This window comes from Croceitalea rosinachiae (assembly GCF_031846445.1).
Lineage (GTDB): Bacteria > Bacteroidota > Bacteroidia > Flavobacteriales > Flavobacteriaceae > Croceitalea > Croceitalea rosinachiae.
The window spans coordinates 203,646-218,123 of the sequence record NZ_JAVRHR010000001.1 but is presented as its reverse complement, the minus strand read 5'-3'; the positions used below and the strand labels follow the sequence as shown (position 1 = coordinate 218,123).

Genomic DNA, 14,478 nt, shown 5'->3' with positions numbered 1-14,478 from the left:
TTAAGCTTATTTTGTCAAATTGATAAATCGCTTCTAACCTATTGACTTCTAATGGTTTTATATCTTGCTTTGTCAAGAACTTCATAATGAAAATTTAAGTTACCATGGCAATAAAAAAACAATACCTAAAAAGTAAGCCGGTTTGTAAAGTGACCTTTACCGTACCAGCCGAAGAAGCAAAAAAAGTAGCTGTTGTTGGTGATTTCAACAACTGGAACCCAAAAGGAAGCACATTAAAAAAATTAAAGAACGGAACTTTTAAAGGCACGTTCGAACTTCCAAAAGAGAATTCGTATGAGTTTCGCTATTTAATAGATAGCAATTATATCAATGACAGTGAGGCGGACCGTTACCAATGGAACGATTACGCTGGAACTGAGAATGCAGTTCTTGAAGTATAACACCCCAATCTCACCATTGAGGATTTTTTTAATCCTCAATGGTAACCCCTTTCCAAAAAGCCACACTACCTTTTATAGAGCGCGCTAATTCGCTTGTTTCAGGATAGAACCAAGCCGCATCAATATTTTTTTGCCCATTGACCTCTAAAATGTAATAAGAGGCAACCCCTTTCCATGGGCAGGTCGTATGGGTTTCACTTGTTTTAAAATATTCTTTTTTGATGCTTTCAGCAGGAAAATAATGGTTGTTTTCAATAACAACAGTATCATTACTTTCTGCAATTATAGTATTATTCCAAATTGCTTTCATAGGTTATGCTTTCTTAAAAATATAGTTCTTATAAAAATTTTGATCATCACTGAACTGTGCTGTAATTTTTAAACCAGATTGTTCAGCTAACCATTGTACTACTTTGTCGTCATATTTTTGAGAAATTTCAGTGTGAATTGACTCCCAGGTGTCAAAATGGACTTTTAAATCTAAACTCTTTATAGTTACATCTTGTTCTTCCTTTGAAACTAAATAACTTTTTGCTGTACCCGTTTCGGGGTCGTAGACTTCCCAATGAATGAATTTATCCAAATTAAAATTGGCATCCATTTCAGTATTGATACGGGTCAATATATTTTTATTGAAAGCTTCCGTAATTCCAGCTTTGTCATTATAAGCATCTAAAATTTGTTGAGGGTTCTTTTTTTGATCAAAGCCCATGAAAACTAAATCTTCATCATTTAATACAGCACACACTTTCTTTAGAAAATCAACTGCTTGTGGATGTAATAAATTACCAATATTGGAACCTAAAAATAGAATTACTTTTCTTTTTTCTTCTTCTTCAGCAATATTTTTCAATGTATCAAAGTAAGTGCCTTGAATAGGGTTGATTTCAACATTTGGTAATTCTTTATTTGCGGAAGCTACCAATTGGTGCAGAGCATTTTGACTAATGTCAATAGGTCTGTAGTCAAAGGCAATATTTTTTTTAGAAAGATGCTCAAGCAAAATTTTGGTTTTCTTGCCATCTCCCGCACCAAGCTCAAATAAACTAAATGAATCTCCTTCAGAATGAAATATGGAGGTTATTAGTTCTTTGTGCTTTTTGAGAATATTAAACTCACAATTCGTTAAGTAATACTCCGGCATGGCCATAATGTCTTGAAAAAGTTTATCCCCAATTTCATCATAAAAATATTTGGAGGATAAATATTTTGGAAATGCCATCAGCCCTTCATAGACTTCTTCTTCAAAAGCTGAGTTTAGCACAGGAATTGTTTTTTCTTGCATGTTTAGTATGTCGTGATTATTTAGCCAACCTTAGACCGGTGAACTGCCATCTTAAATTGGGTTGAAAAAAATTTCTATAGGTCGGTCGTGTATGTTTTCGGGGCGTAGCTATTGACCCTCCTCTTAGCACCTTTTGGTTCACCATAAATTTGCCATTATATTCTCCAAGGGCGCCATCGGCTTTTTTATAGTTCGGATAGGGCAAATAGGCACTTTCAGTCCATTCCCATCGTTTTCCCCACGGGAAATATAGGTTGGCAACTTCCCATTCAAATTCGGTTGGTAAACGGCAACCTTTCCATTGTGCGAAAGCAAAAGCTTCAAAATATGAAATGTGGCAAAGTGGTGCACTCAAATCTATTTTTTGTAGTCCAGTATAAGTATAGTGGTGCCATTCACCATCAATTTTGTGCCAATACATGGGGCAGGCTATATTGTTTTGATTTAACCAGTCCCAACCTTCAGCATGCCAAAGTTCAAACCTTTTGTATCCACTGTCTTTAATGAAGTTGATAAACTCTTGGTTAGTGACCAGCTTATTTGAAATTTCAAAGTTGTGCAGGTATACTTTATGCCCTCCTAACTCATTGTCATAGCAAAAAGCATCAGAATTATGACCGATTTCATAAATACCTTCATCAACAGTAATCCAATCTTGTTGGTGTTCTTCTATGGGATGTTCTCCTAATTGTTCAGAATAAAAGGGAAGTAAAGGATTGTTGCCTAAAATGTATTTTATGTCGGTCAATAACAATTCTTGATGCTGCTTTTCATGATGAATACCAATCTCAAGCAAATCATGAAGCTCTTTTGATTGGTCATTTGCAAAGAAGGTTTTAATGCCATCGGTAACATACTTTCTATACTCATAGACTTTTTTAACAGAAGGCCTACTTAAATTCCCCCTATCTGCACGGACCACCCTTTTGCCAATCGTCTCATAGTAACTGTTGAATACAAAAGAAAAATCGGAATTAAATAATTGATAGTTTTTTGCATAAGGTACAAGTATAAAGGCCTCAAAGAACCAAGTAGTATGGCCTAAATGCCATTTTGGTGGGCTTACATCTACAATTGGCTGCACTACATAATCTTCAATTTCTAGGGGCTCGCATATTTTTTCGGAATATTCTCGGGTTTCTAGAAAGAAATCCAAAAGGGAATCAATACTAATCATAAAAATCTTTACAGACTTAAAGATAATTAATAACTCCGTATTTCGGTATTATATTAACATTAAGCCACGGTGTACACAGGTAGGCTAAAGCTAAAAGCAGTACCCTCATTAGGTCTGCTCAATACCTTTATGCTAGCATTGTGCAACTCCATTATTTTTTTAACAATAGCCAGCCCCAAACCAGCACCCTCTTTTTGCTGTCCAGTTTTGGTTTGACGATAACGTTCAAAAATTAATGCTTGATTTTCCAATAGAATCCCTGGACCAGAGTCTTTAATGATTATTTCAACGGTATCATCATCAGGGACGATCATTACTGTAACAGCCCCATTTTCAGGTGTAAATTTTAATGCATTGTCCATTAAATTTTGAATAGCTCGTTCTACCAATGAAATATCGGCAAAAACAAGCGGAACATTAAGCTCCATTTCTAATCTCAAATCAATGTTTTTTTGGTCTGCCAAAACCTGATAGTTTCTATGTATATCGTTTGCAAGTTCACTAATCAAAAAGGGTTCTTTTTGAGGCTCAATTTGATTGGCTTCCAGTTTGGAATATTCAAAAAGCTGCGCAATCAGTTTTGAAAGCTTTTCCCCACTTGAGTTAATGGTTTTTAGATAACCAGAACGTTGTGTTGCAGTCAATACGCCATCCTTCATTTGTAAAGTTTCAATATAGCCTTGAATGATAGCTAATGGAGTGCGTAAGTCGTGAGAAATATTGGCAATTAACTCTCGGCGTAAAACCTCTAGAGATTTTATTTTTTCGATATCATTGAGTATGGTTTCTGCCATTTCATTATAAACAGTGGTAACCCCTGCTAAATCAGATTTTTCAGCATTTTTGATTCTATATTTTAAATCGCCCTGTTGAAAACGCTTAGCGGCATAAACTAATTCTCGAAGATTTTTGGTCAAGTACCATACTGATAATATTCCTAAAAGTGCCGCAAAAAACAAAGTAACCAATGATGCGCCTAAACCTAGTTTTAAAGCATAACTGCCAAAAAGCATGCTTCTGGTATTTAAGTATTCTTCACCTGCCAGAATAATATAAATATAACCTTCATTACCACCTTTATTAAAATGAGCAGCTGAAAAAACCTGTTTATTTTCAAGATTCTTAGGGTCATCTCCTAAAATATATTGCTGTCCATTAGTTGAGATAAATTCAGTTATTGGAGTCAGGGAAACTTGTTTTTGATTGGTCTCTGGAGCGTCATGGTCAAGTACAACAGAATATTGAACATTTCCATTAATATCTAAAAGGTAGACTTCAATGGCACGATTGACTGCCATCATATCATGCATAATATCGCCAAAAAGTGCTTTATTCACCGTTCCCGTGCTATCAATTGGGCTAGCATCAACAAATTTTTCATTGATTAAATCTTGCGCGAGATTTGCGTGTAAGCGCTGAGTGGTTTCGTAGAAATAATTGTTCGAAAGATAGATGGTGGCAATAGTATAGCCTAATCCTGCTAAAACCAGAATGGCCAAAAATGACAATACTAATTTTTTTACTAATCTATTTGAAAGTATACTGGTACTCATAATTCTTCATTGAATTTATAACCAACCCCCCAAGTGGTTAAAATAAACTTCGGATTGCTCATATCGGGCTCTATTTTTGACCTTAAGCGATTAATATGAGAATTAACGGTATGCTCATAGCCTTTAAAATCATATCCCCAAATAAGGTTTAGAAGTTTAGTTCGATCATAACTTTTACCCGGGTTTGTAGATAAAAGCACCAATAGTTCAAATTCTTTCGGTGAAAGTTCAACTTTTACCCCTTCTAAAAGTACTTTTCGCAGTTCAACATCAATAGAAAGATTTTTAAACTGCATGACCTTTTTTGTGGGTTCACCATTCGATTTTTGATTGGTCATCTTTTGTCTTCTAAAAATGGCTTTTACTCTTGCAATAAACTCACGTACACTAAAAGGTTTGGTCAAATAATCATCGGCACCTACTTCGAGCCCTAAAACCTTATCAATTTCTTCAGACCTAGCGGTTAGCATGATAATTGGAGATTTGATATTGTTGGCACGTATTTTTTGACATACTTCAATACCGTCCATTTCAGGGAGCATAATGTCCAATATAATAAGGTCAGGGACTATTTCTATAGCTTTTAAAAGACCTGTATCTCCTTGATTGGCATTAATAACATTACAACCTAAATCTTTCAAATGTATTTCTAACAAATGAATGATTTCAGGATCATCCTCAATAATCAATACGTTTTTCATGCATTGCGAAATAAAAGGTAAAACATCACGAAAAGTTCACAATTAGATTTAAAACTTAATGTCGATATGACAAAATAGTCGAAACCAGCATGATTTTCTTGCATTAAAAGTTAAAATAAATACTTAAGTGTCACATAATCAAATAGTAATAAAACTTGATTTTTATGTGATACTTCTGTTACAAGTTCGGGGTTTCTTTGAATAAAAATTTTAAACACTAGAAATGATGAACAACTTAAAAACAATTCTAAGTATTTTTTCTTTAGGAATTTTAATGACAGGATGTGTTGGAGATTCTGATGATGATGCTACCGTGGTACTAAACGCAGGAGCACTTTCAGGAGGTCCTTTTACATTTGCTGTTGATGGGCAACCTGATATGGTAAGTGGTATAACCTTGGACGCTACGGACCTTACGGGAAGTATTCAAAATTATGTGATTACAGATAATCAGAAGAACATTTTAGGCTTACCGCCAACCTTAATGGCTGTTGAAGGTGTTGATTTTGATGAAGCTGGTGTTGGGGCCTGTTATATTTATCACATAACGTATGAAGAAGGTTTGAGTGGATTGGAAGCTGGTGAAAATCTTGATGACTTAGCGGGAGATTTTGATCTTTCCAACTTTATTATCGTAAATCGAAATACTTTGAATGCAGGTATGTTAGCAGGAGGACCATTTGAATTTTTGGTTGACGGCATGCCTGATATGGTCAGTGGAATTACCTTGGATGATTCTGCACTTAATGGAGATACCCAATCTTATGTGATTACAGATGATTCAAAGAATATTCTTGGTCTTCCACCAACCTTAGAGGCTGTTGAAGGTGTAGACTTTGATGGGGCAGGTGTAGGTAGCTGTTATATTTATCATATTACGTATTCTGGCGATTTGACAGGATTTGAAATGGGTGAAAACCTAGATGACTTAATGGGGAACTTTAGTCTTTCTAACTTTATTGAGGTCGAGCGAAACGGATTGAGTGCTGGTACCATAGCTGGTGGTCCTTATGAATTTACCGTAGATGGTATGCCTGATATGGTAAGTGGTATCACTTTAGACAATAGTACTGCTACTGGTTCAATAGGTACTTGGGTCATTACCGATGACCAGAATAATATTTTAGGCTTGCCACCAACTTTAACTGCTGTTGAAGGTGTTGATTTTGATGAAGCTGGTGAAGGCGTGTGCTTGATATGGTATATGCGCTACGAAGATGGACTTAACGGTTTAGAAGCGGGTAACAACGTCTCTGATTTAGATGGGTTTTACGCTCTGTCAAATTCAATAACGGTTACTAGAAATGGAATAAATGCAGGTGTAATTTCTGGGGGTCCTTACGAATTCACTGTAGATGGTATGCCCGATACGGTAAGTAGTATCACTTTGGATAATAGTATGGCCACAGGTTCAATAGGTACTTGGGTCATCACTGATGACCAGAACAATATTTTGGGATTGCCACCGACGCTAGGTGCTGTTGAGGGTGTTGATTTTGATGCTGCTGGAGTAGGAGTTTGCTTGATTTGGTATATGCGTTATGAAGATGGGCTTACTGGTTTAATGATGGGCAATAATGTTTCAGGTTTGGAAGGTTTCTATGGCTTATCAAATTCCATAACAGTAACCAGAAACCCATTAGAAGCAGGAACTTTATCTGGAGGACCTTATACCTTCTCTGTTGACGGAACGCCGGATATGGTCAGTGGTATCATGTTAGATGATGCTAATCTAACCGGCTCCAACCAAACCTATGTGATTACCGACGATGCCGGAAATATTTTAGGCTTGCCTCCAACACTGGCTGCTGTTGAAGGTGTCGATTTTGATGGAGCAGGAGTAGGTGTGTGCTACATTTGGCATTTGACCTATGAAGATGGCCTGGCAGGGCTTGCTATGGGGCAAAATGCAAATGATTTAGATGGCTTCTTTGACCTCTCTAATTTTATAATGGTAACAAGGCAGTAAAATTGCTATGAAGAAGAAACTTTAAGTTTCTTAAGGTGTTTTGTTTAACAATGGAAAGCCCAGACGACAGTTTGGGCTTTTTTTAATTTAGCCGAAACCACATCGGAAAAGAAAATGGAACTTTAACAGGTTTTCCATTTTGTTTTCCAGGCATAATTTTAGGTAAAAGCTTGACAATTCTCAATGCTTCTTTTTCGAGGATAGGATGTCTTGCTTTTGTCCTTATTTTAATTACATCACCTTCTTTTGAAATCACAAAAACGACACTAACTTTACCTGAAATACGTTCTCTTAAAGCCTTTTCTGGGTATTTAAAGTGATATTTTATATGATTCTGCACTTTTTCTTGAAAACAAAGTTTAGCTTTTTCATTGTCAAGCCCTTCGCAACCCGGAAATATGGGAACCTCTTGAACTACTCCACCGTTATACGTATCATCTTTTTGTATAAGTTCAAGAGTGATTTTATCATCTGATTTTGAAATTAGATAATTAAAATAAAATGAATGAATACTTGTGTTAGGTGGATATTTGTAAAATAGAACTTCTTTAAATTTTGATTCAAAAAAAAGATTTCTGAAATCTGTTCTCATTTTTTTATTAAGCTTAGTCCCTTTTATGGCCATATAACTTTTTTCTTTTAGAACTAAGCCCTTATGGTCAACGACTAAATTTCCCCCGGCGATTAGTGTATCATTTTCATACTTTAATAAATCATTTGAAACTTTTTTTGAACTAAGAAATTTTCTGACTTTTTCTTCAAAGAAATTATATAAACACTCATTAGGATTATCTGTATTCTCGCATTTTTCATGTACTAATTGTTCTTGAGGAAAATAAGCAGCGTATAATTGTTCATCTCCAATATCAAATACTATGGGCCAGTTGTATGAAAAAGATACACTTTTACCTTTAATTTTAGCTGGTATTGCTTTAGGTAAAGCATTAAAAATACGTTTTGCTTCTTGTTCAAAAAGTTTTTGTTTTGACCTGGTTCGAACACTTTTAACTATGCCTAGGGAATCTATTATAAGGCTTACATATGCGGTACCAGTTAATTTAGCATTTAGGGCATCAATTGGATAATCTAAATTTTGCTGAATATGCTCTTTGATTTGGTCTTTAAAACCTTCGGCTGTTCCTGGGTTAGAAGAGCTATAGTTTTCCAAAATTGGCAATGTATCTACATCATTGCTGGTATAAATTTTCGATTCTTGCGATAGAATAAATTGAATGCCAAGAAGAAAAAATAATAAGGATAATTTCATAAATCTCTTAAACAGCTACAATACCTTTAATATGCGGGTGTGGATTATAGTCTAACAAGGTAAAATCATCAAAAGTAAAGTCTAGAATATCTTTAACTTCTGGATTTAAAATCATTTTTGGTAATGGCCGAGGGTCACGAGACAATTGTAACTCTACTTGTTCCATGTGGTTGTCGTAAATATGGGCATCGCCAAAAGTGTGAACGAAATCACCAGCTTCATAGCCACAAATTTGCGCCATCATCATCGTAAATAGAGCGTACGAAGCAATGTTAAAAGGTACGCCTAAAAAGATGTCAGCACTTCGCTGGTATAATTGGCAACTCAATTTTCTGTCAGCTACGTAAAATTGGAAAAAGGCGTGACAAGGCGGAAGAGCCGCTTTGCCGTTTGCTACATTTTCGGAGAAAGAAATTGAGGTGTCGGGCAGTACACTCGGGTTCCAAGCTGAAACCAGCATTCTTCTGCTATTGGAGTTGGTTTTAAGGGTTTGAATTACTTCTTTGATTTGGTCGATTTCTTCACTGTTCCAATTGCGCCATTGATGCCCATAAACAGGGCCTAAATCTCCATTTTCATCAGCCCATTCATTCCATATGCGCACCCCATTTTCTTTTAAATATTCAATATTGGTATCACCTTTTAAAAACCACAGCAGTTCATAAATAATGGATTTTAAATGCAATTTTTTAGTGGTTACCATAGGAAAACCCTCAGATAAATCAAATCGCATTTGATATCCAAAAACACTTTTAGTTCCTGTTCCAGTGCGGTCACTTTTTTGATTTCCGTGTTCTAAAACATGTTTGAGTAAATTGTGGTACTGCTGCATAAATCCTCTAAATAAATTCTTTCGAAAATAGAAAAAGAAGAAAGAAAAAAATAAAATAGCAAGTTGATTTTATCAATAGGTTATTAACCCAAAATCATGCCCGCAATGGTGGCAGATAGTAAAGAAGCTAAAGAACCACCTAGAACGGCTTTCATTCCAAACTCTGAAAGTGTTTTTCGCTGTCCAGGTGCGAGAGACCCAATACCGCCAATTTGAATTCCGATAGAAGCGAAATTGGCAAATCCGCAAAGCATGTACGTGGCCATGATAACCGATTTGTTATAGGTAAAATGCGCAGAACTAGCCATATTCTTTAATTCAGACAACTGAATATATCCTATAAATTCACTTGCGGCTAACTTGATGCCCAGTAATTGCCCCATGAGCATAACATCTTCATTGGCAACACCAATCAACCACATTAAAGGAGCGAAAACAGTTCCAAGAATAGCTTCTAGTGAAAATTTATCATATGGAGAGTTCGCTGCAATCCAGCTGTTGATTGAGGTCCAATCTCCAATACCACCAAGAATTCCATTTATCATTGCGATAAACGCCACAAAAACTAGAAGCATGGCACCTACATTAACCGCCAGCTTTAAGCCCTCTGTGGTTCCATTGGCAATTGCATCCAAAAGATTAGCTCCAATTCGTTCTTGAGATACTTTAACATCGGTATTAATCGCTTCTGTTTGTGGGTACAATATTTTTGAAATAATTATGGCACCTGGCGCTGCCATTACCGATGCAGCTAATAGGTGTTTTGCAAAAACTAATCGAAGAGCAGGATTTTCACCTCCTAAAAATCCAATATACGCTGCTAAAACAGCACCAGCCACAGTTGCCATGCCTCCAATCATTACTAAGAGGATTTCGGATTTATTCATTTTTTCCAAATATGCCTTAATCAGCAACGGTGCCTCTGTTTGACCTAAAAAAATATTTCCAGCAATTGATAAACTTTCAGCTCCTGAAATGCCAAGCGATTTTGTCAATAACCAAGCCAGCCATTTCACTACTTTTTGAATTGCTCCCAAATAGAATAGCACAGATGTTAAGGCTGAGAAGAATATAATGGTAGGCAAAACCTGAAACGCAAAAATGTACCCGAAGGTATCCATATCAACAACTAATCCTTCAAATAAAAACTGGCTTCCAGCTCTTGTAAAGTCAAGAATATTCACAAAAACTTGTCCAATAGCTTCGAAAATGGACTGCACAAAAGGCACTTTTAGAACACCAATAGCAATAATTACTTGAATGCCTAAACCTATACCTACAGTCTTCCAATTAATGGCTTTTCGGTTAGAACTAAATAAAAAAGCAATCAGAATAAGCGTAATCATCCCTAAAGCTCCGCGCCCTAAAGTGCCTAAGGTAAATCCTTGATTGGGTTCTAAGTCAGAAGAGGATTGTGTCAGCGTAGTTGATTCTACAACAGTCTGAAGTGCATCACTAGGTGGATTTGTTTGAGCAGAAATTTGGAATGATACTAGACATATAAGTAGGAGAATCCAAATTCTGGCTGATTTCATAAAAAGAGGGTCGGTTAATTTCTTTTGGATATCTCGTCACGTAGTTTTGCAGCCTTTTCATAATCTTCATTGGCTACTGCTTTATCTAATTCTTTATGCAATTCATCTAAGGTCATTTCTCGATAGCCATCTCCAGCACCCGATTCTATTTCAACAGTTTCACCTTCTTGTAGAATTTCATCCACCACAATGCTGTCATCACTATCTTCATCTTCGTTCTCTTTAGAAGAGAACTTTAAAAAGATTCCTGCCTTGTCCAAGATGGTTTTATAGGTAAAAATAGGTGCATCAAAACGTAGGGCCAAAGCAATGGCATCGCTTGTTCGAGCGTCAATAATTTCCTCGACTTTCTCTCTCTCGCAAATAATGCTAGAGTAAAATACCCCATCAACTAGTTTATGTATAATAACTTGTTTCACAACAATATCATAACGATCAGCAAAATTCTTAAATAAATCGTGCGTAAGGGGTCTAGGAGGCCTAATTTCTTTCTCTAATGCAATAGCAATGGATTGCGCCTCGAACGCACCAATAACAATAGGTAGTTTTCGATCACCGTCAACCTCATTTAGAATTAGGGCATACGCTCCATTTTGCGTTTGACTGTATGAAATACCCTTAATCTTTAACCGAACTAAACTCATATATATCCTACTAAAACAAAAAAAAGCCGTTCAAATAAGTGGCAATGATATTTATTTGAACAGCCGCTTCAAAGAAGCAAATTAACAAAATTTAAGCGTTCTGTGCTTTAAATTCCTTTAATTTTTCAATGAGTTCTGGAACCACTTCAAAGGCATCGCCGACGACACCATAATCCGCAGCTTTAAAGAAAGGCGCTTCAGGGTCGTTATTAATGACCACTTTAGTTTTTGAAGAGCTTACCCCGGCTAAATGCTGAATGGCACCAGAAATTCCGATAGCGATGTAAAGGTTGCTCGCAACGGGTTTTCCAGTTTGTCCCACATGCTCGCCGTGTGGTCTCCACCCTAAATCGGAAACTGGTTTTGAGCAAGCAGTGGCAGCACCTAGTACATCGGCAAGTTCTTCTACCATGCCCCAATTTTCTGGACCTTTTAAACCTCGCCCAGCTGAAACTACAATATCAGCATCGGCTATGGTGGCTTTTCCAACTACTTTGTCAATCTCTATAGATTTTGCCCCAAAATCACCGTCATTAGTACTAGGAATGAAGGCCTCCGATGTTGCAGAAGTTTGATTTTCAACTAAACCAAAGGCATTATTCGAAATTCCAATAATTTTAGTTTCAGAAGTAATTTCAGTATGAGCAAAACCTTTATTGCTAAATGCAGTTCTTTTTACCACAAAAGGAGAAGTGCTTTCTGGAGCAGCAACAACATTTGGAACGTAGCCAGCATTTAATTTCGCTGCTAAAATTCCACTTAAAAATTTACTGTCCGCACTTGAACTTACAACTACGACTTTTGAACCTTCAGCCTCTGCCGCTTGGGCAATTGTTGACGCGTAGGCTTTTGCGTTGAATGTACTTAATTTGTCGTCTGAAACATTCAATACTTTAGTTGCTCCATAGGTGCCTAATGCCTCCAAATCATTTGCATTAATTGCAATAGCTGTTACGGATTCACCCATTTGTTTTGCAACTTGATACGCATAAGATACTGCTTCAAGGGCACTTTTCTTAAAACCTCCTTTTTCTGACTCTGTGTATACTAATACTGACATATCTTAAATTACTTTTGCTTCATTATGTAATAAATTGACCAACTCATCTATATTGGTAGCATCTACCAATTTTACTGGGCCTTTAGCGGTAGGTTTTTCAAATTTTTTGTCTTGTGTTGGTGATGGGGCATCAACTGGATCAACAACATTCAATACTTTTTTACGCGCCATCATAATTCCCCGCATATTGGGAATACGTAAATCACTCTCTTCAACCAATCCTTTTTGTCCGCCTATCACTAGAGGTAATGAGGTTTCGATGGTTTCTTTGCCACCATCAATTTCTCGAACAGCTTTAGCAACTGCTCCTTCAACTTCTAAAGAAATACAGGTGTTAACAAAATTCATATCAAGTAGTGTTGCTAATATTCCAGGTACCATTCCGCCATTATAGTCAATGGATTCTCGTCCTGCAATAACTAAGTCATATGCGCCATTCTTAACGACTTCTGCCAGTTGTCTCGCTACAAAAGAACCATCAGTTGGCTCCACATTAATACGAATAGCTTCATCAGCTCCAATCGCTAAAGCCTTTCTAATAGTTGGTTCGGTTTGAGCCCCGCCAACGGTCGCAACATGTACCATAGCACCTTGTTTTTCTTTGAACCACATAGCCCTTGTCAAACCAAACTCGTCGTTTGGGTTAATAACAAACTGCACTCCATTAGTATCAAACTTAGTGTCGCCTTCAGTAAAATTGATTTTTGAAGTAGTGTCCGGAACATTACTTATACAAACTAAAATCTTCATTTCTTGTTTTAATTTTGGTGCGTAAAGATAGCTATAAAATCTCAAATTTATTATGCATGCATAATAAATTTTTGTTCTTTTTTTGATTTCTATGCTACGACGATTCCTTTATTATTTGCTATTTTTGCTTGCGTTTTTAAAATGTCACAACCTTAAACAACTTCAACAAAATATGAAGACATTACAATTTAGAGAAGCTATTTGCGAGGCCATGTCAGAAGAAATGAGAACAGATGATTCCATTTATTTGATGGGTGAAGAAGTCGCTGAATATAATGGTGCGTACAAGGCTTCAAAAGGAATGTTGGATGAGTTTGGCGCAGAACGTGTTATTGATACACCTATTTCTGAACTTGGTTTTGCGGGTATCGGTGTTGGTTCAGCAATGTTAGGAAATAGACCTATCATTGAATTTATGACTTTCAATTTCGCTTTAGTGGGTATAGACCAAATCATTAATAACGCTGCCAAGATTAGACAAATGTCAGGTGGACAATTTCCATGCCCAATTGTATTTCGCGGCCCTACGGCTTCGGCAGGCCAATTAGCTGCAACGCATTCGCAGGCATTTGAGAGTTGGTACGCTAACTGTCCCGGTTTAAAAGTTGTGGTTCCTTCTAACCCGGCTGATGCCAAAGGGTTGTTAAAGGCATCGATTAGGGATGATGATCCTGTAATTTTTATGGAGTCGGAACAAATGTATGGGGACAAGGGAGAAGTGCCCGAGGGGGATTATACGATTCCATTGGGCGTAGCTGATATTAAAAGAGAAGGTACGGATGTGACTATTGTTTCTTTTGGAAAGATTATTAAAGAAGCCTACAAAGCTGCAGATGAATTAGAAAAAGAAGGCATCAGTTGCGAAATAATCGATTTGAGAACGGTTCGTCCGATGGATATTGATGCGATTGTAAATTCAGTAAAAAAGACAAATAGGTTGGTGATTTTAGAAGAGGCATGGCCTTTTGGTAATGCTTCTACGGAAATCATTTATCACGTTCAAGACAAGGCATTTGATTATTTAGATGCTCCTGTGGTAAAAATAAATACTGCAGATACACCAGCACCATATTCGCCGGTGCTTTTGGCCGAATGGTTACCAAATAGTAACGATGTTGTCAAAGCTGTTAAGAAAGTGTTATATAAGGCATAAAATAATATTTGTAAGGTATTTTAGCCTCGTCGACAAATGTTGACGAGGCTTTTTTAAGGAATAGTTTTTGATAGAAAATTACTTTTAAAATCAAATTGACCACATTTCATTGAAATCTCATACCGATTTTCAATGTCATAAGACATATCAA

At 36.6% G+C, this 14,478-nt stretch carries 14 protein-coding genes; 3 read left to right on the top strand and 11 right to left on the bottom strand.

The window, feature by feature from the left end; genetic code table 11:
* The first annotated feature begins 104 nt into the window (after positions 1-104).
* Positions 105-401 carry an isoamylase early set domain-containing protein gene (locus tag RM706_RS01025; protein WP_311349161.1) on the top strand — a complete coding sequence of 99 codons (297 nt, stop codon included), beginning with the start codon at positions 105-107 and terminating at the stop codon, positions 399-401.
* 28 nt (positions 402-429) lie between these two features.
* Here RM706_RS01025 and RM706_RS01020 read toward each other — a convergent pair whose 3' ends face one another.
* The 5 genes from RM706_RS01020 to RM706_RS01000 are packed head-to-tail and all read right to left on the bottom strand — an operon-like array spanning position 430 to position 5,117.
* Positions 430-711 carry a DUF427 domain-containing protein gene (locus RM706_RS01020; RefSeq protein WP_311349160.1) on the bottom strand — a complete coding sequence of 94 codons (282 nt, stop codon included), beginning with the start codon at positions 709-711 and terminating at the stop codon, positions 430-432.
* 3 nt (positions 712-714) lie between these two features.
* Complete coding sequence (locus tag RM706_RS01015) at positions 715-1,686, bottom strand: L-histidine N(alpha)-methyltransferase (protein ID WP_311349159.1); 972 nt, start codon at positions 1,684-1,686, stop codon at positions 715-717.
* 16 nt (positions 1,687-1,702) lie between these two features.
* A complete protein-coding gene (gene egtB, locus RM706_RS01010) occupies positions 1,703-2,863 on the bottom strand; it encodes an ergothioneine biosynthesis protein EgtB (RefSeq protein WP_311349158.1) in 1,161 nt (386 codons plus the stop codon).
* A gap of 59 nt (positions 2,864-2,922) precedes the next feature.
* Positions 2,923-4,416 (bottom strand): sensor histidine kinase, encoded by a 1,494-nt coding sequence (locus tag RM706_RS01005; RefSeq protein WP_311349157.1) that lies wholly within the window; start codon positions 4,414-4,416, stop codon positions 2,923-2,925.
* The gene (locus RM706_RS01000; RefSeq protein WP_311349156.1) at positions 4,413-5,117 is read right to left on the bottom strand and encodes a response regulator transcription factor; all 705 of its coding nucleotides are present in this window, start codon (positions 5,115-5,117) and stop codon (positions 4,413-4,415) included. Before RM706_RS01000 ends, RM706_RS01005 begins: the two co-directional genes overlap by 4 nt.
* 223 nt (positions 5,118-5,340) lie before the next feature.
* Between RM706_RS01000 and RM706_RS00995 the strand changes: the two genes are divergently transcribed.
* Positions 5,341-7,086 (top strand): hypothetical protein, encoded by a 1,746-nt coding sequence (locus RM706_RS00995; RefSeq protein WP_311349155.1) that lies wholly within the window; start codon positions 5,341-5,343, stop codon positions 7,084-7,086.
* An 82-nt stretch (positions 7,087-7,168) separates the two neighbouring features.
* On the opposite strand, the gene RM706_RS00990 is transcribed toward RM706_RS00995, so the two are convergent.
* The 6 genes from RM706_RS00990 to RM706_RS00965 all read right to left on the bottom strand — a co-directional run bounded on the left by RM706_RS00990 (position 7,169) and on the right by RM706_RS00965 (position 13,174).
* Positions 7,169-8,353 carry an energy transducer TonB gene (locus tag RM706_RS00990; protein WP_311349154.1) on the bottom strand — a complete coding sequence of 395 codons (1,185 nt, stop codon included), beginning with the start codon at positions 8,351-8,353 and terminating at the stop codon, positions 7,169-7,171.
* Between the two features lie 7 nt (positions 8,354-8,360).
* Positions 8,361-9,185 (bottom strand): thymidylate synthase, encoded by an 825-nt coding sequence (locus RM706_RS00985; protein ID WP_311349153.1) that lies wholly within the window; start codon positions 9,183-9,185, stop codon positions 8,361-8,363.
* Between the two features lie 83 nt (positions 9,186-9,268).
* A complete protein-coding gene (locus RM706_RS00980) occupies positions 9,269-10,720 on the bottom strand; it encodes a NupC/NupG family nucleoside CNT transporter (protein WP_311349152.1) in 1,452 nt (483 codons plus the stop codon).
* A gap of 14 nt (positions 10,721-10,734) precedes the next feature.
* Positions 10,735-11,364, bottom strand: coding sequence for a bifunctional nuclease family protein (locus tag RM706_RS00975; protein WP_311349151.1), 630 nt, complete (start codon positions 11,362-11,364; stop codon positions 10,735-10,737).
* Between the two features lie 91 nt (positions 11,365-11,455).
* The gene (locus RM706_RS00970) at positions 11,456-12,424 is read right to left on the bottom strand and encodes an electron transfer flavoprotein subunit alpha/FixB family protein (protein ID WP_311349150.1); all 969 of its coding nucleotides are present in this window, start codon (positions 12,422-12,424) and stop codon (positions 11,456-11,458) included.
* A 3-nt stretch (positions 12,425-12,427) separates the two neighbouring features.
* Positions 12,428-13,174 (bottom strand): electron transfer flavoprotein subunit beta/FixA family protein, encoded by a 747-nt coding sequence (locus RM706_RS00965; RefSeq protein WP_311349149.1) that lies wholly within the window; start codon positions 13,172-13,174, stop codon positions 12,428-12,430.
* A 172-nt stretch (positions 13,175-13,346) separates the two neighbouring features.
* Between RM706_RS00965 and RM706_RS00960 the strand changes: the two genes are divergently transcribed.
* Positions 13,347-14,327, top strand: a complete 981-nt coding sequence (locus tag RM706_RS00960; RefSeq protein WP_311349148.1) for a pyruvate dehydrogenase complex E1 component subunit beta — start codon at positions 13,347-13,349, stop codon at positions 14,325-14,327.
* Positions 14,328-14,478: the final 151 nt, after the last annotated feature.

Coding starts and splice junctions, on each gene's coding strand:
- RM706_RS01020 (WP_311349160.1), bottom strand. CDS start 711: ATGAAAGCAATTTGGAATAATACTATAATTGCAGAAAGTAATGATACT.
- RM706_RS01015 (WP_311349159.1), bottom strand. CDS start 1,686: ATGCAAGAAAAAACAATTCCTGTGCTAAACTCAGCTTTTGAAGAAGAA.
- egtB (WP_311349158.1), bottom strand. CDS start 2,863: ATGATTAGTATTGATTCCCTTTTGGATTTCTTTCTAGAAACCCGAGAA.
- RM706_RS00965 (WP_311349149.1), bottom strand. CDS start 13,174: ATGAAGATTTTAGTTTGTATAAGTAATGTTCCGGACACTACTTCAAAA.
- RM706_RS00990 (WP_311349154.1), bottom strand. CDS start 8,353: ATGAAATTATCCTTATTATTTTTTCTTCTTGGCATTCAATTTATTCTA.
- RM706_RS00975 (WP_311349151.1), bottom strand. CDS start 11,364: ATGAGTTTAGTTCGGTTAAAGATTAAGGGTATTTCATACAGTCAAACG.
- RM706_RS01000 (WP_311349156.1), bottom strand. CDS start 5,117: ATGAAAAACGTATTGATTATTGAGGATGATCCTGAAATCATTCATTTG.
- RM706_RS00980 (WP_311349152.1), bottom strand. CDS start 10,720: ATGAAATCAGCCAGAATTTGGATTCTCCTACTTATATGTCTAGTATCA.
- RM706_RS00970 (WP_311349150.1), bottom strand. CDS start 12,424: ATGTCAGTATTAGTATACACAGAGTCAGAAAAAGGAGGTTTTAAGAAA.
- RM706_RS00960 (WP_311349148.1), top strand. CDS start 13,347: ATGAAGACATTACAATTTAGAGAAGCTATTTGCGAGGCCATGTCAGAA.
- RM706_RS00995 (WP_311349155.1), top strand. CDS start 5,341: ATGATGAACAACTTAAAAACAATTCTAAGTATTTTTTCTTTAGGAATT.
- RM706_RS01005 (WP_311349157.1), bottom strand. CDS start 4,416: ATGAGTACCAGTATACTTTCAAATAGATTAGTAAAAAAATTAGTATTG.
- RM706_RS00985 (WP_311349153.1), bottom strand. CDS start 9,185: ATGCAGCAGTACCACAATTTACTCAAACATGTTTTAGAACACGGAAAT.
- RM706_RS01025 (WP_311349161.1), top strand. CDS start 105: ATGGCAATAAAAAAACAATACCTAAAAAGTAAGCCGGTTTGTAAAGTG.